Source organism: Pseudoalteromonas sp. XI10 (genome assembly GCF_001469895.1).
Classification (GTDB): domain Bacteria; phylum Pseudomonadota; class Gammaproteobacteria; order Enterobacterales; family Alteromonadaceae; genus Pseudoalteromonas.
The window spans coordinates 102,378-123,224 of record NZ_LOPY01000026.1 but is presented as its reverse complement, the minus strand read 5'-3'; the positions used below and the strand labels follow the sequence as shown (position 1 = coordinate 123,224).

The window sequence follows — 20,847 nt, the reverse complement described above, 5'->3', positions numbered from 1 at the left end:
CCTTATTAAAAACAATAACCCTATAAAAATTTGCTAAATAACACGCGGAGATAAAAATGAAATTCACTCAGTTGCCTATTGCAACCGCTATTCTTTGTGCACTTTACCCTCAAATCAGTTTTGCAGAGCAAACGACTGACGTAGAGGCCAATCTCGAAAAAATCGAAATTGTGGGTATTCGACAAAACCGTATTAGTGAAGGAGCGACAGGTTTAGCGCTAGAAATTGATGAAACTCCGCAATCAATCAGTGTGATCTCTGCTGAGCAACTAAAGAATTATTCCGCTTTTAACATTAATGATGCTTTACGCTTAGCACCTGGTATCAATGTTGAAGAATGGGAAACTAACCGTACCAACTACACATCACGTGGTTTTGAAATTAAGAATACACAAATCGATGGCGTTGGCTTACCGAATGACTGGGGTATCGTTACCGGCGCAATGGAAGCATACGGCTACGAAAAAATTGAAGTTATTCGTGGTGCCAATGGCTTACTCACTGGTGTAGGTAATGCATCAGGCACGCTTAACTATGTGCGCAAGCGCCCTAAAAACGAAAACGGCGGTGAAATCGGTGTCTCTGTTGGTTCATGGGATTTTAAACGTTTACAAGCTGACTATTCTCTTTTACTAACCGAATCAGGTAGTTGGGCTGCTCGTTTTGTGGCTGCTGCAGAAGATAAAGAGTCATACCTAGATGGCCTTGAGAACAACCGCGAGTTTTTCTCTGCAGTGGTAGATGGTCAGCTTACAAATAACTCAACGGTTACTATTGGTTATTCATATCAAGATGCAGATACCGATGGCAATACCTGGGGCGGCCTTGTTTATAACTACACAGATGGCACTCAAGCTAAATGGGATGTCAGCGACACAACCACTCAAGAGTGGACAATGTGGGACACCATTAACACCTCAGCGTTTGTTGAATACAACTATGTTTTTGCAAACGCGTGGCAACTTCAAGCGAGCTACAACTTTCGCGGTTTTGAAGAGCAAGATAAACTTTTTTATGCATATGGCACTATTGATAAAGATACTAACCTTGGTCTAAGTGGTTCTCCTGGTCGTTATGATAGTGAAATCGATGCTGATTTATTTGAAATCAAAGCATTTGGTGCCTTTGAGTTGTTTGGTAAAGAACACCAAGCAAGCTTTGGGGTAAGCCATGCAAAAAGTGATGATGTGATGTATCAGCACCCGTTTGATTTTGCAAATACACCAGCGGCCGGACCAACTCCTGCATTTCCGTACGATTTAGATGCGATCCCTGAACCTGATTGGTTAACGCCGGTTCTGTATTCAGATATTGAACAAAAGCTAACCCGTTACTTTGGCTCTGCTCAGTTAAATATTACGGATAAATTATTTACCGTGGTTGGTTTTAACGCTATTGAATTTGAACGCTCAGGTATGAATGCCGGTGCATCTATCGATAATGATGAGAGCGAGACAAGCCCATATGTTGGTTTTACCTATAAGTTAAACGACGATTTAAACTTATATGCTAGTTACTCAGATATTTATCAGCCGCAAGAGCAAGCTGATTACAACGGCCAATACTTAGCACCTACCAAAGGCACTAACTTTGAAACCGGTGTTAAGGCTTCTTGGTTTGATGATGCCCTAATGACAACATTTGCCTACTTTACTGCTGAGCAAGATAACTTTGCGCAATATGCGGGCCTCACTGAAGATGGTATTTATTACTATGAAGGTGTGTCTATTGAGTCAGAAGGCTATGAATTTGAAGTCACAGGTAAAATCACCAACGCTATGAATATCGTCGCATCTTATACGCATATTGATGTAACAGATGAAAATGGTGCCGACACTAATAAGTGGGCACCTCGCGATGTTGTCGGTGTAACAGTAGATTATGCGTTAACAGATGCAGTGGTTGTTGGTTTAAATGGCCGTTGGCAATCTAAAATCGAAAGCACTGATTACAATGTTAAGCAAGGTAGTTACGCGCTGCTAAACGCCTTCGCGCGTTGGAATATTAATGACCAAGTTGCAGTACAAGCAAACGTTAATAACATTACTGATGAGCAGTACATCAATAGCTTACAAACTGTGGGTTATTATGGCGCGCCAACAAACGGTAGCCTCACCCTGACTTATAAGTTCTAAACGCTGCTTAGAAAAAGTGTCGCTCTTATGGGCGACACACATCTATTAATTAGGGCAATTACCTAATTCATAATACCCAGCACTAGTTTGCGCTAAGGTACTGGTATAAAAAGTGTTATAAAGACCTAGGTTATCACCTGAGCCCACCGCATATGCGTAAGAACCATTCGTGGTTGCGCGATTTGCTTGCACATGCGCATAGTTGCTTGAAGTAGTTTCGCTGCATTGGTAATCACCATTCGGTGTTGAGTCACACGCATCACCCACACCATCTGCATCACTATCAAGCTGATCACTATTGGCCACCAGCGGGCAGTTGTCTAAGCTATCACTGACACCATCGCTGTCAGAGTCACTCGTTTCACCATCAGGAGTGCTGTCACACACATTACCAATCCCGTCATTATCGTTATCGGCTTGATCAGCATTCGCTACATTCGGGCAATTATCTGCGCCGTCGAGCACACTGTCGTTGTCTGCGTCATTAGTCGGTTCAGTGGTGGTTTTGCATGCTTGTAATGGCCCTGCACAACTTGAATCATCATCAGCAATCCACTGACATTGATTTGTGCCCGCTGAATACTCGCGCATTGTAAAGGCAGCGGTTCCAAACGCTAAATAACAGGCAGAATAACCTTCGCCCCAGCTAATATGGCCTTCGTTGATATGAAGATTGTAATCGCCTGTCACGCCAGCATCGATGACAAAACTAATGATATCTGTTGATGTCAGCGCAGTATCATCTGTTGCGGTGATCACTGCGTTATTATTGCCACCAGCTAGATTGCATTGCTCAGCAAAATACTCAAGGCCATTCACTGTAGCTGTCACATCACCATTGCTAAAACTGACCACGACAGTACTTAAGTTTTGATTATCATCAACTACCGTGCCTGTCACTCTAGCGCACTGCCCGTTTACACTAGCCGCAGTGTCACTCAGTAGTGGTGCTGTAGCCGCAGGCTCTGGCCCAACACGTACCGTAAGATTAGCTTCATCACCTTGTTTCGCTTCATTATCTGTGGCACTGACACGCACTTCATAAAGACCATCGCTGAGTGCATTTGTCACCCCACTAAAGGTATTATTCGCATCGACTTGCACATTGAGTGACTCAATTAAGCTTGCCGCGCCTCCGGCTAGGCTATACACGTTAATATCAACATTGGTTACACTGCCTTCTGGGTCAATTGCACTCCCTGAAATGGTGAGCTGGTTATTACTGTCTGTGGCAGTTAAATTACTAATTTCAGGGCCAACATTACGATCAACTCGTTTATTATTAGCAGCAAAGTAGTCACCGAGATAGGTTGCAAAATTAATACTGTTTGCTGCCACATAATCGCCAGACGCACCTTGCCCGCCCGACCATGAGTGATCCAAATTATTAAACCACAGCATAGCAACCCGATTGTCTTGCCAAAGTGACTGCTCAGCGGTACGTGTTGCATCATCACTTATTGTCGTCGTGCCTGAAAGTTGATTAACCCCATAAAGGGCAGCAAAACCATCTGCGTTTTGTTGGTTATAACAGGTATTGACTGTGGTATCGGCAGTGCCGTGACCAATTGCCGCTATTTGTGTGGCAAAATGATCTTTATAACTGCCAGCATAGCTTTCACAGCGGGATACAAAGGTGTTTTCAGACACTGTTTCACAGGTCGAAATCGCCCCACTTGAACTTGTGCCGATGGTTGGCCCAGCACTTGGTGCAACCCCGGCAAATATATCAGGCGCCACACAAGCCGTTTGTGCAGCCATTGCGGCTCCAGATGATAAGCCTGCAATATACACTTGTTTAGGGTCAATATTACGCGCTGCATCACCACTTAGTGTATTGGCTAAATTAATCAGATTTTTATAATCGCCAGAGCTGCGATTGATTGCTCCTTGCCAATATGACCAGCAGCTGTAGCCCGCTTTATTCATAGCATCAGGAACGGCTATTACCATGCCATGGGCTTCGGCTGCATCTTCGAGATTCGCAGTTAAGTAGTTATTAATGGGTTGTACGCAGCCATGCAGTACCAGCATCAAAGAATGGCCATTGCCTATGCTTGATTGCGAATCAGGAGTGTAAATATGAACATTATTAAAACCGCCAATGCTGACATTTTGCTGCCAACTCCCTGCAAAACTTGGCTGTGAGAAAATAGCAGCACAGAGCACTGCGAGCGGAGTAAACGACGCTGATTTTCGTTTACATAATTGTGTTACTTTTTGCATATATCGCCTTTATAGTCGTTATCATTGTTGTCTGTCAGTTGATGACTAACTCAATGTAGTAGAACTATTTAAAAAGCGACCTATAACTATAGTGCTACACCTATAAGAAACCTTAACCCCAAATAACCACTTTTTTATTAATGCACTTTAGTGGATTAAAACAAAAAAGCGCTGCAGGTTTCTGCAGCGCTTTTACTAAAACGAGTAACTCTTTGTAAATTAGTATATCGTTAGCTTGATATTGTTTATTCCTCTTTCTGCCACAGGTCGACCTTGTGGACCAAGGTGATGTGCAGCATGGAACTTAGACCCTATTGCACTAATTCTGTGTAAGAAGCTAATTTCTTCATCATATTTAAGTGCTAATGTATTATCAGGGCGCTCACCATCATCAGGCTGCATAACTCGCGCATATAGATCCGGAGTTGCAGTAGAGAAAGTGATTTCACTTTGCTGAGAGCTTAATGTAAGCCACTGAATATCCGAGAAGTACCCTTTAAACTCTGGTAATTCCCAGCGCTCGCCAGCAACGCCTTCATTATAATCATTTTCCCAAACAGAGTAGTTTACGCCCTCTAAGCGATTAGCCCATACACGGTAAGGGCCATCACCTAACCAACGTTTATGCTCAATTGCTTTTTTCGGATAATTAAAACCAACGCCATGAAGGATGTATTCACCGTCAAGCCAGTAATCAACATCCATTGATAAATGACCTTCTGGGTGAACAGTCCAAGTTAGCTTTGTAATGCCTGCTGGCGGGTTCATCACTTCAATCACTAAATCATTAGCAATAATTTCAGACTTTAATTCTGTCGGTTTTTTATCTTGTTGCGCTTCTTTCTCAGCATTTGGATCATGAGTTAGCCATGAACCAATACCATTATAAACCCCTTTATTTAGTGAGTTATCAGAACGAAGTAGCTTAGGACCATTTGTCAGCGCCGCAGTTTGACCTTGCTTACGGTATGACTTTAATAGACCTGTTGTTGCATCAAAAATAATTGTTCTATCAGCAGCCTTAACTGTTAACTCAGATTCGTTTTGACTAACAATTTGAGCTGGTTTAGTCGCTGATGCCTGATTTTCAAATTGCTCTTGAGTTAATTTTGCAAGTTTAGCTGCACTTTGGATAGGCCAAGCATCTGTCCAAATTGAATTCTGCTGCTGGTCAAAAAATTCAACCTCTAACCAACCATTTTGCTGCCAATTGTCAGGTAAGTTCAATTGTACTGTTCCTGTCGAGTCTGGCTTAATTGCAGGTAGTGTGGCTTTATTGCTCGCCACAAGCTGCTTTTTATCAGAAAACGCAGTCACTGGCTGATATAGACGCCATTCGAGCGACATAGTTGATAGATCAACAAAGTCATACAGGTTTTTAACTTGCAACTGACCGTCAAAAGAACCGGCAAGTAACTGGCCATTCTTTAAGTTTTCAACTTGGATTGGTGACCAAATCTCTTTAATTGTAAAAAAGCTCGCTTCTTTTTCACCATAAGGTCCAACAATACCATCTGGCGCATGGTTAAAGTCGGTATCAACACGACCATTTTGATCTGTACGCTCAACACCTTCATCAGCAAACACCCATAGGAAACCACCGGCACCAACAGGAGTTGACATCATGAAGTCCCAAAAATCTCTCAAACCTGCACCATGGCCACCATCATACAAGCCATGTAAGAACTCGGTTGGGAAAAATACTTCATTACGGGCTTTTTTAGCTACCAGTTCCGAGTAAGTTGGGTAATGATCAGTATCGATATTACGGAACAACTCCCAAGGATGAAGAATTGGACGGTTTTGAATGTCATAAAGGTGATAATCATCATCAACATCAGTATTAAAACCGCCTTCATTACCGTTCGCCCAGAATAAAATACTTGGGTGTGCTTGGTCGCGTTTAACAAGCTGTGCAACTAGGCGTCTTGCTGATGGCGTATCAATAACTGGCTTTTGCCATGTGCCTAACTCATTAATAACATAAATACCAAGACGATCTGCCGCTTCTAAAAAGTGCACATCGGGTGGGTAATGCGACATTCTAACAGCATTCATGTTCATGCTTTTCATCGTCTTAATGTCATCGATGCTGGCTTGTTTAGTCATAGTACGTCCAGTTGCTGGACGGAAGCTGTGACGGTTAACCCCTTTAAGGATAATTTTTTCGCCATTTAAATATAAGCCGTCATGTGGGCGTAATTCAAAAGTTCTAAAGCCGAAGGTTTTATCGAAACTATGTATAGTTTTAGAGCCTTCTTTTAAATCGATACGCACTTGATATAAATTAGGCGTCTCGGCGCTCCAAAGCTCAGGAGAGTCAACATTAGTGGCTAAGTGCACTTCGTTACCATTAAGTGTGGCGTTAAACGTTTCACTTACAGGGTTGCCATCTAAATCTAAAATTTGTGCTTCAACTACAGAAGCATTTGATTTATCAAGTCCTTCGAGATAAACATCCATTTTAAATTCACCAGATGCTTTTGCATCTAATGAAACCCAATCAATATGAGATTGTGGCAAAGATTGCAAAAAGACTTGACGATAGATACCACCGAACACCCAATAGTCTGCTGCGCGTTCTGCTGCTTCAATACTTTTGTTAGCCGAAACTTTATCTACCACAACCTTTAGCTCATTAGCTTCACCACTTTTTAAAAATGGCGTTATGTCATAGCTGAATCGATAAAAACCACCTTGGTGGGTTGGCCCCACTTGTTGTTGGTTCACAAACACAGTGGCATCTGTCATCACACCATCAAAAACAATTTCAATTTTGCGACCAGACCAATCAGCAGGTAGGGTAAAATCACGACGATATATACCTTGCTCGCTATGTTTATCTGGGATGTAGCCATAATCATAGTTACCAAAGCCTTGTTGCTCCCAGTTAGAAGGAACATCTATTTTGCTCCACTCACCACAATTTTGCCCTTCACTACAGTAAAAGTCCCATTTCACTGCATCATCACTGCCGGTACCACTTAACATCATGATGTCTGTTTTTGCGTCATCATCAAGCTGAGTGTCAACGCTTTGTTGGCTATTACAGGCTATAACCAAGAAGCTCAAGCAAGCGATAAACGCATTTCTTAATATACTGGTTTCAAACCATGCAGGCTTGCTTATTAACCTTAGCTTTTTTTCAAGCCGGCCAAAATAATCCTTCCTCATATGTGTTCCTCTAACTGTTGAAATTATAATGTTTTTAGAAAATTTTAAGTCTACACAAGCTTATATTACCACTAATTATATACATATCATAATACAATTGCCACCGGTAGCATTTTGAATCCCACTCTCCTTGCGTGCTTGTTTTGCTAATCATATCTAAAGCCAAAAAACGACTTAAAACTCTGATTTTAGTTAATAAATTAATAAATACGTCATTTACTACCTAGCTTGCACCAAAAAGAAATTAAGCCTTGCACAACAACTGAGCACTCTCTTTCTGACGTAAGAAATAATACGAATAGCTAAGTAACTACACACTTAAGCTCTTTATTTGAAAATTCACCTAAAAAATAAACCATTGATAATAAAAAACTTATTCAAATAACAAGCAAAAATAAGTAACAAATCATTAAAAAGAATATAATAATACTTAAACAACTAAATTTTCTGTGTTATAAAATTTAGGAGCGTGGTTAGGGGGATGAAGACAACACAACAAGCCTGGCATGCTTACTTGCGGTGCAACTATTTGGCTAAAAATGCCACCGGTGGCAAAATTGCAGGGAAAATACACTTAATAAAAAAACACACGATATCAGCACCTTGTCGAACATTAGAAGTTTTTCTAATGATGCTGATTTAACACTGAATCAAATAACTTCTGTTATTGATTCGCATTAAAATAATTTTGGAGGTTATTTTAAATGTTTAAGAAAACGACATTAGCCAGCACAATTTGTATGGCCCTTTTTGGGCAATGTGTTTATGCAGCAGATGAGGCTACAGAGCAAACACAAAACGCTCAAGCAAATGACAACAATGATTCCCTTGAAATAATTGAAGTTGTTGGGATCCGAAGCAGCTTAAATAAAGCCGTTAATATCAAGCGCCAATCAATTCAGGTTGTTGATGCGATTGTTGCCGAAGATATTGGTAAGTTTCCTGATAATAACCTTGTTGAGGCGCTGCAACGTGTAACGGGTGTACAGGTAACAGACCGCGCATCGGGTGAAGTAAATACTGTTACAATCCGTGGCTTAACCGATGTTACAACAACAATTAATGGCCGCGAAATGTTCACCGCAGCAGGGCGTCAACTTGCTGTTGCAGATATACCTGCGGCACTACTTGAAAGTGTAGAGGTATACAAAACACGAAATGCCAGCCAATTAGCGAGCGGTATTGCGGGTCAACTTAATGTTCGCACCCAACGCCCATTTAATTTTGAAGGCTCAAAGGTTGTGGTCAATGCCCGTGGCGTTTATCAAGACCAATCTGAAGAAACCGATCCTATCGTAAGTGTGCTTGCCAGCAATCGTTGGGAGTCATCAGTTGGTGATGTAGGCGCATTAATTAACCTTTCATTTGCTAGCACCAGCTACCGAGATGAAAATAGTGCGCCAGGTGGTTTCGTGCCATTTAGAGCTGATAACTTAAATCGCATTTACCCATGGCCAACTGGCCTTGAACACGGTATGGACAGAACGCCAGGGGCAACCATGTATGACCCTGCAACTGACAGTGAGGTTGAATACTATCTAAGTCGTGACGCACTAAATCAGTCAGATCTAACTGGTAAACGTGAACGCCCAGCAGTAAACCTGTCATTTCAATGGGCACCAAATGACACATCAGAGTATATTTTCGAAGCATTTTACAATGGCTACCGCAACGAAAGTAATAACCACCTTCTATTCTCATACGCAGATTCTTCACGTGTAGAAACCGTGACTCAACCTGTCTTGTTTGAAGGCACAAATGTCATCAAATCACGTGCTTGGGGTGACTCAGGTGCATTTACCAGTGGCGACTTTTCTAAGAGCCAAACTGATAGCTACATGTTTGCATTAGGTGGTAAATGGGCGCTATCTGAAGATGCAACACTAAAATCTGAGTTGGTCTATCAAACAAGTAAATATGAACGTGAGTTTGTTGCTATGCAGGCAAATACTCGTTTTCCATTTGTCATGGCAGACTTTAACCATGAAGACGGTATCATGGCATGGACTGTTTACGATGAAGAGTTTGGTACTCCACTTGATTTAACCGATCCGAGCTTATGGACCACCAGTACCATGTTCGACAACGGCGGTGAGGATAATGGTGATGGCTTAACATTCACACTTGACCTCGACTTCTATGTTGACTGGGGTATCTTTACGAAAGCGAAAGCAGGTGTTCGTTATGATAAACGTACAGCTGATAGCAGCAGTCGTGATTCTAATCGATTTAACCCTATTCCATTAGCATCTCTTGGCTCAGATGCGCACTACGTAAATAGTGATTTCTTTGATGGGAAAAGTGATTTGCCGAGATCATGGGTTGCCTTTAATGCAAAAAATTTATGGCAAAACCGTGCAGAGTATCGTGATACGTTTAATTTCTACGATAGCGCAGATGGCGAGCGTCGAATGACGCTACAAAAGAACTTCGATATCGACCAAACATCATGGGCTGCGTATGTGCAAAGCCAATTTGAAACACAACTTTTTGGTAATCGATTAGACGGTGATATTGGTCTTCGCTATACCTACGCAGGCGCTGACATGGACTTTTACCACTGGGATGGAGAAGTTGGTGGCATAGTACAAAGTACTGGCCGAAATAGTAGCGCAAAATTTTTGCCTAACTTAACGCTACGCTATCATTTAAGTGATGATTTAATTACTCGTTTTGCTTATACGCAAACCTTACGCCGTCCAGAGTTTGGCCAATTAAATAGCTTTATCAATTTACGTCCAGACACTACAAACGTTGGCTACGGTAACGCAAGCGGTGGTAATCAAAGCCTACGCCCAGTTGAATCTACGAACTATGACTTCTCACTAGAATACTACTTCAATGAAGGTAGCTCAGCGTATGCGACCTACTTCTACAGAGATATTGAAGGATTTGTTTTTGATTCATTACGCCAAGCTCAATTTCCAAACCCAGAAACAGGTGAGATGGAAGACTATATACTTTCTCAGCCTGGCAACACATCTAATGGTGTTCTTAAAGGCGTTGAAGTTGGCTTAGTTTACTTCCCAGAATCTGTTCCACAGTGGTTAGATGGCATTGGTCTTCAAGCTAGTGGTACCTTCTTAGATTCGGATCAAGATATTCCAATCTTCAGCAACGAAGGTGAGTTAACAGGATACACAAACAGAAGCGTATTTGGTGTATCAGATACCTCATATAGTGGTGTGTTAATTTATGAGCGAGAAAATTTCAGCACTCGCCTCTCTTACGTTTGGCGTGACTCATTCTTAAATCGCTATGGCTCAGGTCGTTTCGCGCATCCACGAGGTGTTTATCGTCGACCAGAACAAAGTTTAGACTTCCAAGTAAGTTACGATGTCACTGAAGACTTGGTTGTGACATTTGATGCAACAAACCTAACAGATGAGGTTTATCGTCAATACTACGAACTACCAACTGTTCTAAACGACTCAGCCTCTATTTATAGCCGTACATTCGGCTTAGGGTTCCGCTATAGCTTCTAACTAAATTTAGCAAAACCAAGGACGGTTTATTTGATTTCCCCATCAAGTTAGAAATAAAGCACTGTACCCTCAGGGTCGGTGCTTTTTTCATTTCAAATACGCTAAAATTATCTACGCGCAACAACATTGCCACCGGTGGCAATGTTTGCTAAAGTTGTTTGCATAAATAACAGTCTTAGGCCATTAAAAAACAACTAACGTGCCTAAGTTACTCACTGCTAATTAAGTTTAGTCATTACATATTTAAATTTTGCCACCGCTGGCAACGCAAGATTTTGAGGAACCTTATGTCAATTAAATCACAGCCGCTTTCACTTCACCCTGATAGGCTATTTTCGAGTGACCCGGCAATTGTTAGTGTTGCCCGAGAGCTTTATGAAGAAATTAAAGATCTTCCAATAGTCAGCCCACATGGCCATACAGACCCAAAGTGGTTTAATAAAAACCCTAACTTTGGTAACGCCACTGAACTATTTATAAAACCAGATCACTATGTATTTAGAATGCTTTACAGCCAAGGTATTGAATTAACTGAGCTTGGTATTCCTGAGCATGGTATCGATGGCGATTTAACACGATCAAAAAATGCAGATCCAAAAAAAGCTTGGCAGATTTTTGCAGATAACTATTACCTTTTTGCAGGTACTCCAAGTGGCTATTGGTTAGATGCCGTTTTTTGTGATGTATTTGGTTTTAAAGAAAACCTTAACTCTGAAAACGCACAACAATACTACGATAAAATCACCGCTGAACTTGCAACAGATGCTTATAAACCACAAGCATTAATGGATCGCTTTAATATAGAGCTCATAGCAACAACTGAAGGTGCATTAGATTCACTTGAACATCATAAAGAGATGGCTGAAACGGCCATGGCCAAACGAGTTATAACCACATTTAGGCCTGATGATGTTGTCGATGCGAGCCGAGAAGACTTTACTGACAATCTCGCTAAGCTAGCTGAGTTAACAGACCAAGATACCAGTACTTGGCAAGGTTATTTAGAAGCGATCCGAATTCGTCGCGCTTACTTTAAAAAAGAAGGTCGAGCAACTGCAACCGACCATGGTCACCCAAGTGCGATTACAGCTGATCTATCACTATCTGAATGTGAAGCATTATTTAAAAAATGCCGCACAGGTAACGCTACAGAACAAGAGCAAGAGCTATTTCGTGGCCAAATGCTAACGGAGCTGGCAGGTATGAGTATTGAAGATGGCCTTGTGATGCAAATTCATCCTGGCGCACATCGTAATCATAACCAGCCAATTTTCAATCAATTTGGTCGTGATAAAGGCGCAGATATTCCAAGTCAAACCGAGTATGTTAATGCGCTTAAGCCACTTTTAAGTAAATATGGTAATCATCCAAAGTTAAAAATTATTTTATTTACCTTAGATGAAACGACATACAGTCGTGAGTTGGCACCGCTTGCTGGTCACTACCCTAGTTTAAAACTAGGTCCGGCATGGTGGTTCCATGATAGCCCTTCAGGCATGTTACGTTTTCGTCAGCAAACAACTGAAACCGCTGGCTTCTATAATACGGTCGGTTTTAATGATGACACGCGAGCTTTTCTATCGATTCCAGCAAGGCATGATGTAGCACGTCGAGTTGATTGCCGCTACTTAGCAGAGCTTGTTACAAATCATCAAATAACGATTGAAACAGCCCACGAGCTTGCTTATCAACTGACTTACGGGTTGGTTAAAAAAGCGTATAACTTATAAAAATCTAGCACGGCATTATTGACATAATGTCGTGCTTACTCAGGAACTCGAGATGTTGATTCGCGTGTCACTAGGTGCGGCGTTACTGTTTTTGGCATAGGTAGTTTGTCTTGATTGCTACGAGAGCGATTAATCAACTTTTGTACGGCTAAGCATGCCATATTAAATACGGGTCGGCGTATTGTTGTCAGCGATGGAATGATCCGAGATGCGAGAATATTGTCATCGAACCCCGCCACCGATAACTGTTCTGGCACTTTAATACCTTGGTTGTTAGCCACACGAAGCACTGCTGCGGCCATCTCATCATTATTAGCAACGATTGCTGTTGGCCTAGGTTGTTTGTTTAACAACTCTCTGGCGCACTCTAAACCACTGTCGTAACTATTCTTGCCTTCAACAATATATTCTGAGGGTAAATTTACATCATAAACCTGCAATTCAGCTAAGAAGCCAGCTAAACGTTCTATTGATGAACGATAATTTTGTGGGCCAGAAATAAAGCCAATATCCTGATGGCCTAATTCAACTAAATGATCTGCCATATCACGCATTGCTGCACGTTCGTCAGATACAACGATATTATCAGCGTCATCCAAATCAACTGATGCAAGCCTTACGTAAGGGCAATCAATATCTCTTAAAGCCGCAGCGAGCTCTTTGTTTTCTGATACCGGAGGCAAGATAATGACGCCATCTAATTTTGAACGAGCAATAAAGCGTAAGCAGTCATCAACAAAATCTTCACGTTTTGCAGAGCCTGGATGTACCACTAGCTCGTAACCTAATTCAGCACAGACACTCAGTGCTCCTCGTTGCACTTCATCAATATAGAGTGCATCAGGGTTATCATAAATTAGTCCTAACAAATACGAACGGCTTGAGGCTAACCCCCTGGCTTGCTTATCTGGCGAGAAGCCTGTTTGCTTTATTATCTCAAGCACTTTTTCACGTGTTGCTTCACCTACTGCGGGTGAGCTATTTATTACACGCGAAACGGTACGTTTTGATACCCCCGATAAGCGGGCAATATCATTAATTGTCACTGACATAGAAGATTCCGAAATAACTAACTTAGCTATAGTAGCACCAAGCTTTTATCCATAAAAGCTGTTAACTGTAGCAAAGCAATTGTTTTTATTAATCAATCAACCCTAGTAAGCGAGGTAAAAACTCACTTATGGCAGGTAAATAGGTCACCAACATAAGCACCATAAACATCACGCAATATAAAGGCAGCATTGGCCTAATGATTTTATGAAGCGAAGTTTTTGCTACTGCGCAGCTGACAAACAGTACACTGCCAACCGGCGGCGATACCAAACCAATTGATAAATTAAGCACTATCATTACCCCAAATTGCACCGGGGACATGCCAAACTGTGCTGCAACAGGCAAAAAAATCGGAGTAAATATAAGCACAGCAGGTGTCATATCAATAAAGGCACCCACTAATATTAAAATGAGATTGATTAATAACAAAATTAGTAATGGGTTATCACTTAAGGTTAAGAAAAATTGACTCACCATTTGCGGAATGTGTGAATATGATAAAACCCACGACATCGCACTAGAAGCGGCAATAATGAGCATCACGATTGCCGTTGTCTCACAGGCTTTTAGCAGTAGTTTAGGTAACTCATCTAGCGATAATTCTTTATACACAAAAACAGCTAAAACCAATGCATATAATACAGCGACAGCCCCGGCTTCTGTGGCTGTGAATACACCTCCTATGATACCGCCAATAACGATTATTATGAGTAGCAAACTAGGGATGGCTGCAATCACTTTTTCTAAAACCAAAGCAAGTGGTAAACGTGCTGCTACAGGGTAGTTGTTTTTTAAAGAATAGATGGCACAAACCAACATCAGTGTTAATCCCAGTAAAATACCTGGTAAATACCCAGCAACAAACAATGCCGCGATCGACACACCACCACTTGCTATAGCATAAATAATTAAGATGTTACTTGGCGGTATTAGCATACCCGTTGTTGCTGCGCTGGCCGTGACCGCAGCGGCGAAGTTTTCACTGTAACCGTGCTTTTTCATTTCTGGCACCATAAAGCTGCCTATCGCCGATGTGGCCGCCACTGCAGAACCAGAAATTGCGCCAAACATCATACACGACATCACATTGACCAGCGCTAATCCGCCCGGTAAAAAGCCGACCATAGCCATAGCAGATTCAATTAAACGCCTAGCAATGCCCCCCTGCCCCATGATCAGACCCGATAGAATAAAAAAAGGAATGGCAAGTAGTGCAAAGCTGTCTATTCCCCCTATCATTTGCTGCGCAATGGTCGTTGCCGCTGGGGTAAAATCCATGTGCAAAACCAGTGCTAACAACGTCGACAGAGCAATACTAATCGAGATCGGTACATTGATTAGCAGCAGTGTGAAAAAACAAACAAGCAACAAGATGGCTGTCATTTCCATTATTCTTGCTCCTGTGTTTGTCTAAAAAAATAAATGATATTTTCAATACAATTAAATGTGATGAGTACGCCGCTAATTGGCAAAGCAGCGTAAATAAACCCCATATTGATCCCCAGTGCTGCTGAACGTTGATCTAATGCAAAGCTTAAGTTCATTAACATACCGCCTCCATAAACTAATAGGCTGAGCGCGGTAATCAGTACTGAAAACTCAATTAAAAATGAACACTTACGACGTATCGTTGGAATCATCTTTTGATAGAAAAGATCTAGCCCTAAGTGTGCTCGGGTACGATAGGCATACGAAGCACCTAAAACGCCAATCCACATAAGTAAAAAGCGAGCAAGTTCTTCAGTGTAAGAATTAGGAGATCGCAAAATAAAGCGTGAGAACACCTGCCAACTAACGACTGCAACAATGGCAAACATCGCAACAATTAATACCCATTCAATGAGCTGATTTATTTTCGCGTTAAACTCTTTCATAACGCCTCCTGCATCGCTTTTATTGCCGCAATTTGTGCGGCGATAGGCGTGCCTTTGAATGAGGCATGAAAAGGGGCTACTTTCTCTTGAAACACTTGTTTATCTGGGTAAATAACCTCAACACCCGCATCAACAACGGCCTGCAATGCCTGATCAGATGCTGATTGCCACAAACTACGTTGATAGGTAACAGAGTCTTGCATTGCTAACTTCAGCCAGTGTTGCTGCTGAGTCGTTAATTGCTGCCAAACCTTTTGACTAGCAACTACGATGTCAGGCACAAAAGTGTGTTCATCTAGGGTGTAGTATTTCGCAATTTCATAATGACGAGATAGGTAATAGCTAGGTGGGTTATTTTCTGCACCATCGACAACACCTTGTTGCAGGGCAGAATAAAGTTCACCCCACGCAATGGGAGTGGCAGCGCCACCTAAAGACTGCACAGTAGCAATAGCCATTGGGCTAGTTACAACTCTAATTTTGCTACCAATTAAGTCATCGGGCGTTCTAATAGCAGCATCTGTTGTGTAAAAACTGCGACTACCCGCATCATAATAGCCAAGCCCTTTAAGGCGAGCTACAGCTAGGTCATCAAGCAATTTTTGCCCAAGCTGACTATTAAGTACTTTCCAAAAGTGCTCACTATCGTTAAATAAATAAGGCACCCCAAATACTTTCATTTGAGGCACAAAGCCTTCAAGTGGGCTTGACGATACTTTTGTCATCGACAAACTACCGATTTGTAATAACTCTATTAACTCTCTTTCCGTGCCTAATTGTGCTGCGGGATAAATCACAATTTCCATTTGATTATCAGAGTAATAAGCTAAACGTTCTGCCATATACTCCATGGCTTGATGGGTGACATGGCGAGTATCTAATGTATGCGCCATTGTTAAGCGAATAACCTTGTTGTCGTCACTGCAAGCACTGATAAAAAGTAAACAGCAGCAGAGAAATAGCGTGCTCAGAAGATTTTTATGCATTGTTGTGTCTTCTTTGTGTGTTCAGTTGTGTGTTCATGTTGTCTTATATAATCCTTTATATTTCATTAAGGTACACGGCTATCCAAGCTATGACCTGCGTATCCATTTAAAAAATTTTGTGAGTTTTAAATGGAAAGCTATAAACAAACGTTAATTGTATTACTTATTTGTTAAAGGCCAGTTTTGACTACCGGTAGCAAATTGTCAAATCTTATTTGCCACCGGTGGCAAAATTAACTACTATGTTCTGCAATACACTGTAACAATGCTAAGAGCGGGCACAAAAATGCAAACTTTAAATCGTAAAAACTTTAATAAAAACAAATATCCAACGAGTATAATGCAGTTTGGAGAAGGCAATTTTTTACGTGCATTTGTCGATTGGCAAATAGATAAGCTTAACGAACAAACCGGTTTAAATGCCGGTGTTGCTATCATCAGACCCATCGACTACGACTCGCTGCCGCTTCTTAATACACAGGATGGCTTATATACCTGTATTATTCGTGGTATCAATGAGCAAAACAAAGCTGTTTCTGAGCAGCGTATTATCAGTTGCGTTAACGAAGAAATCCCGGTTTACAAAGAGTTTGATAACTATTTAAAGCTTGCCGAGAACAGCGACCTAAAAGTCATTTTTTCGAATACGACAGAAGCCGGCATTGAATACATTCCCGAGGACAAGTTATCTGATACACCTGCAAAGGCATTTCCTGCAAAACTAACGCAATGGTTATTTCACCGCTTCAAGCACTTTAATGGTGCAAGCAGCAGTGGCATGATCATAATTCCTTGCGAACTTATTGATTATAATGGCGAAAAGCTTAAAGAGATTGTATTGCAGTACAGTCAGTTATGGGATTTACCAAGCGAGTTTGTGAACTGGCTTAACGAGCACAATCATTTTTGTTCATCTCTCGTTGACCGTATTGTGACGGGTTTTCCGCGCGATGAACATCAAGCATTACAGCAACAATGCGGTTATTACGACAACTTCATGGTAACAGCAGAGTACTTTCATTTATTTGTAATACAAGGGCCACAGCATTTAGCTGATGTATTACACCTTGAAGGAAGTGACTTAAATATTAAGGTTGTTGACGATATTGCGCCTTATAAGCAACGAAAAGTGGCTATTTTGAACGGTGCACATACTGCTATGGTTCCACTTGCCTATATGGCAAATATTGATTCGGTTGGCGAGGCTCTCGCTTCACCTCTGCTTGAAAAATACGTTACTAAACTTGTATTTGATGAAATCATCCCGACTCTATCCTTGCCTAAAGAAGAGTTACAGATTTTCGCTAATGACGTATTAAACCGCTTTAGAAACCCTTACATATGTCACCTACTGATGTCTATTTCATTAAATAGCATGACTAAATTCAAAACACGCTTGTTACCTCAATTAGAACAATATATTAGCGACAACGAAACTGTACCACCACTCATTGCAACAGCTTTAGCTGGGCAAATATTGTTTTATCGTGGCGAGCGAAATGGCGACAAAATTGAATTAGCCGACAGTCCAGAGTGGTTGGCTTTATTCAACGAGCAATGGCAACAACATCAGCAAGGATCAATAACAACCAATGAGCTAGTAAGCTCAGTGTTAGCTGCAAAGTGGCATTGGGATAAAGACTTAAATGAAATTGCAGGCCTTACAGATAAAGTAACTGAACAACTAAGCCTAATGCTATCAAGCTCAGTTGAACAAACGCTTATTAACTTATTGGAGTCATAAGCATGAGCAGACTATTACGACTTCACAATACTGATGATGTAGCCATTGCCTTACAGCCAATTAATGCAAATGAAAGAATCGAATTTGAAGGCTTTTCTTTTACAACGTTAGAAGACATAGATAAGGGTCATAAAGTTGCGCTTAAGCCGATTGCTAAGGGTGAGCGAGTCATTAAATATGGCGCCCCAATTGGTTTTGCACTTGAAGATATTAACCCTGGCGCATGGGTACACACACATTGCATCAAAACAACTTTGCATGATGAATTAACATACCAATATCAGCCAGAGTTTGTTGCACAAGCCCCTGAGGAGCCATCACCGGAGGTTAATATTTACCGTCGTGCCAATGGTGAGATTGGTATTCGTAACGAGATATGGTTGATCCCAACCGTTGGCTGCATGAATGGCATGATCAAACAAATGAAAGATGAGTTTTTACGTAACCATGCTGATCTTGAAATTGATGGCGTACACATATTCCCTCATCAATTTGGCTGCTCTCAATTAGGCGATGATTTAGAAACCACAAAAGTTTTATTGCAAGATATGGCCTTACACCCTAATGCCGGTGGCGCGTTAATCGTTGGTCTAGGTTGCGAAAATAACCAATTAGCAGCTTTTAAAGCGGGTTTAGGTGAAATAGACGAATCACGAATTAAGTTTTTAATTTCACAGCACTCTGATGATGAAGTTGAAGATGGCGTAGCTCTGCTAGAAGAAATCTACAACGTCGTTAAACACGATAAGCGAGAAACCGGCAAGCTCAGTGAAGTAAAGTTTGGCCTTGAATGTGGAGGCAGTGATGGCCTATCAGGGATCACAGCTAACCCCATGCTTGGCTACTTCTCTGATTACTTAATTGCTCAAGGGGGCACGACAGTCCTTACGGAAGTCCCCGAGATGTTTGGTGCAGAGACATTACTCATGTCTCGCTGTAAAGATGAAGAAACCTTTAATCAACTTGTCAGCATGGTTAATAACTTTAAAGGCTATTACAAAGCACACAATCAGCCTATTTACGAAAACCCTTCTCCTGGCAATAAAAAAGGCGGAATTAGTACATTAGAAGATAAGTCGTTGGGTTGTACACAAAAGGCTGGCACAAGCAAAGTACAGGCTGTACTTGAGTATGGTGAACGCTTAAGTGTCGCTGGTCTAAATTTACTTAATGCACCAGGTAATGATCCCATTGCCACCAGCGCACTTGCCGCTGCAGGCTGTCATATCGTGTTATTCACAACCGGTCGAGGTACGCCATATGGGGGCTTTGTGCCGACTTTAAAAATTGCTACTAACTCAGAGCTGGCAAATAAGAAAACGCGCTGGATAGACTTTGATGCTGGTGTGCTAGTCAGCGGTAAAAGCATGCCTGAAGTGCATCAGGAATTTGTCGATTTATTAGTTGAGATAGTAAACGGTAAGCAAACATGTAACGAAGTTAATGATATTCGTGAAGTCGCCATTTGGAAAAAAGGAGTCACTCTGTAATGCAGGCTAAAAAAGTCGCCATTATTGGAGAGTGTATGGTGGAATTGTCTGGCGAGCTGTTCACAGCCATGCAACAAAACTTTGGTGGTGACACCATGAATACCGCAATTTACCTAAAGAAATTAGCGGGCGAAAAAATCGATGTCTGTTATGTAACTGCCATGGGTGAAGATGCATTAAGCCAAGCTATGATCGCTCGTTGGCAGGACTATCAAGTAAATTGCGACTTTGTTCTTAAAGATAAGCAAAGACATGCTGGCCTTTATATGATTCATACAGACCAACATGGCGAGCGTTCTTTTCAATATTGGCGCAATAATTCTGCAGCAAAGCACCTTGTTCAGCAGCCCAAATTTTATAATATCATCAATAAATTAACTGAGTTTGATGCTGTTTATTTATCAGGCATTAGCTTGGCGATTTTGCCCCCAGATGATTGCTATGCATTACTTAACGAGCTGACAAACTTAAAGCGCGCAGGTGTAAAAATTATTTATGATAGCAATCACAGGCCTTCGTTATGGCATTCGATGCAATACTGTCAGGATATTAATAAGCGGATGGCGCAATTAGCCGACCTGGCTTTGGTAACGTTTGATGATGAAGCACTGATTTGGAGTTGCAAAGATATTTCAGCTTGTAGAGAGTGGCTTCATCAATTAGGCGTTAAAGAACTTGTAATTAAAGATGGTGAAAATGGATGCCAATACAGTACGTTAGAGCAACAAAATGCAACGCATTATCCTACCAATAAAATTAATAAAGTCATTGATACAACAGCGGCAGGAGATGCATTTAATGCTGGTTTTTTATCGGCTTGGCTGCAGGATCAGGCTATTGAAAAATGCGCAAAACAAGGAAATTATATTGCAGGGCAAGTCATTCAGCACTACGGCGCTATCGTTGAGATAACACCCTAAGTTTTACTAAAATAAGGTTTAACCACCAAT

12 protein-coding genes are annotated in these 20,847 nt (G+C 41.4%); 6 read left to right on the top strand and 6 right to left on the bottom strand.

Annotation, left to right across the window (positions count from 1 at the left end):
• Positions 1 to 56: 56 nt before the first annotated feature.
• The gene (locus AUR67_RS06805) at positions 57 to 2,135 is read left to right on the top strand and encodes a TonB-dependent siderophore receptor (RefSeq protein WP_058584694.1); all 2,079 of its coding nucleotides are present in this window, start codon (positions 57 to 59) and stop codon (positions 2,133 to 2,135) included.
• A gap of 45 nt (positions 2,136 to 2,180) precedes the next feature.
• Here the strand turns inward: AUR67_RS06805 and AUR67_RS06800 are convergent, their stop codons facing one another.
• The gene (locus AUR67_RS06800; RefSeq protein WP_058584693.1) at positions 2,181 to 4,361 is read right to left on the bottom strand and encodes a PHB depolymerase family esterase; all 2,181 of its coding nucleotides are present in this window, start codon (positions 4,359 to 4,361) and stop codon (positions 2,181 to 2,183) included.
• A 219-nt stretch (positions 4,362 to 4,580) separates the two neighbouring features.
• The gene (locus AUR67_RS06795; RefSeq protein ID WP_058584692.1) at positions 4,581 to 7,535 is read right to left on the bottom strand and encodes a glycoside hydrolase family 2 protein; all 2,955 of its coding nucleotides are present in this window, start codon (positions 7,533 to 7,535) and stop codon (positions 4,581 to 4,583) included.
• Positions 7,536 to 8,239: 704 nt separating this feature from the next.
• Here AUR67_RS06795 and AUR67_RS06790 point away from each other — a divergent pair.
• A complete protein-coding gene (locus AUR67_RS06790) occupies positions 8,240 to 11,020 on the top strand; it encodes a TonB-dependent receptor (RefSeq protein WP_058584691.1) in 2,781 nt (926 codons plus the stop codon).
• A gap of 287 nt (positions 11,021 to 11,307) precedes the next feature.
• The gene (gene uxaC, locus AUR67_RS06785) at positions 11,308 to 12,750 is read left to right on the top strand and encodes a glucuronate isomerase (RefSeq protein ID WP_058584690.1); all 1,443 of its coding nucleotides are present in this window, start codon (positions 11,308 to 11,310) and stop codon (positions 12,748 to 12,750) included.
• Between the two features lie 35 nt (positions 12,751 to 12,785).
• Here uxaC and AUR67_RS06780 read toward each other — a convergent pair whose 3' ends face one another.
• The 4 genes from AUR67_RS06780 to AUR67_RS06765 form a co-directional block, all read right to left on the bottom strand.
• Entirely contained in the window at positions 12,786 to 13,802 is a 1,017-nt protein-coding gene (locus AUR67_RS06780) for a LacI family DNA-binding transcriptional regulator (protein WP_058584689.1), read from the bottom strand.
• Positions 13,803 to 13,890: 88 nt separating this feature from the next.
• Positions 13,891 to 15,192 (bottom strand): TRAP transporter large permease, encoded by a 1,302-nt coding sequence (locus AUR67_RS06775; protein WP_058584688.1) that lies wholly within the window; start codon positions 15,190 to 15,192, stop codon positions 13,891 to 13,893.
• Entirely contained in the window at positions 15,192 to 15,677 is a 486-nt protein-coding gene (locus AUR67_RS06770) for a TRAP transporter small permease (protein ID WP_054562500.1), read from the bottom strand. The genes AUR67_RS06775 and AUR67_RS06770 overlap by 1 nt, the downstream gene beginning before the upstream one ends.
• Positions 15,674 to 16,570 carry a TRAP transporter substrate-binding protein gene (locus AUR67_RS06765; protein ID WP_095209690.1) on the bottom strand — a complete coding sequence of 299 codons (897 nt, stop codon included), beginning with the start codon at positions 16,568 to 16,570 and terminating at the stop codon, positions 15,674 to 15,676. The genes AUR67_RS06770 and AUR67_RS06765 overlap by 4 nt, the downstream gene beginning before the upstream one ends.
• Before the next feature lie 379 nt (positions 16,571 to 16,949).
• On the opposite strand from AUR67_RS06765, the gene AUR67_RS06760 reads away from it, so the two are divergent.
• Genes AUR67_RS06760 through AUR67_RS06750 form a run of 3 tightly spaced genes read left to right on the top strand, consistent with a single transcriptional unit; the run spans position 16,950 to position 20,817 of the window.
• Positions 16,950 to 18,407 carry a tagaturonate reductase gene (locus AUR67_RS06760; RefSeq protein WP_058584686.1) on the top strand — a complete coding sequence of 486 codons (1,458 nt, stop codon included), beginning with the start codon at positions 16,950 to 16,952 and terminating at the stop codon, positions 18,405 to 18,407.
• 2 nt (positions 18,408 to 18,409) lie between these two features.
• A complete protein-coding gene (locus AUR67_RS06755; protein ID WP_058584685.1) occupies positions 18,410 to 19,897 on the top strand; it encodes a UxaA family hydrolase in 1,488 nt (495 codons plus the stop codon).
• Positions 19,897 to 20,817 (top strand): sugar kinase, encoded by a 921-nt coding sequence (locus AUR67_RS06750; protein ID WP_058584684.1) that lies wholly within the window; start codon positions 19,897 to 19,899, stop codon positions 20,815 to 20,817. Before AUR67_RS06755 ends, AUR67_RS06750 begins: the two co-directional genes overlap by 1 nt.
• Positions 20,818 to 20,847: the final 30 nt, after the last annotated feature.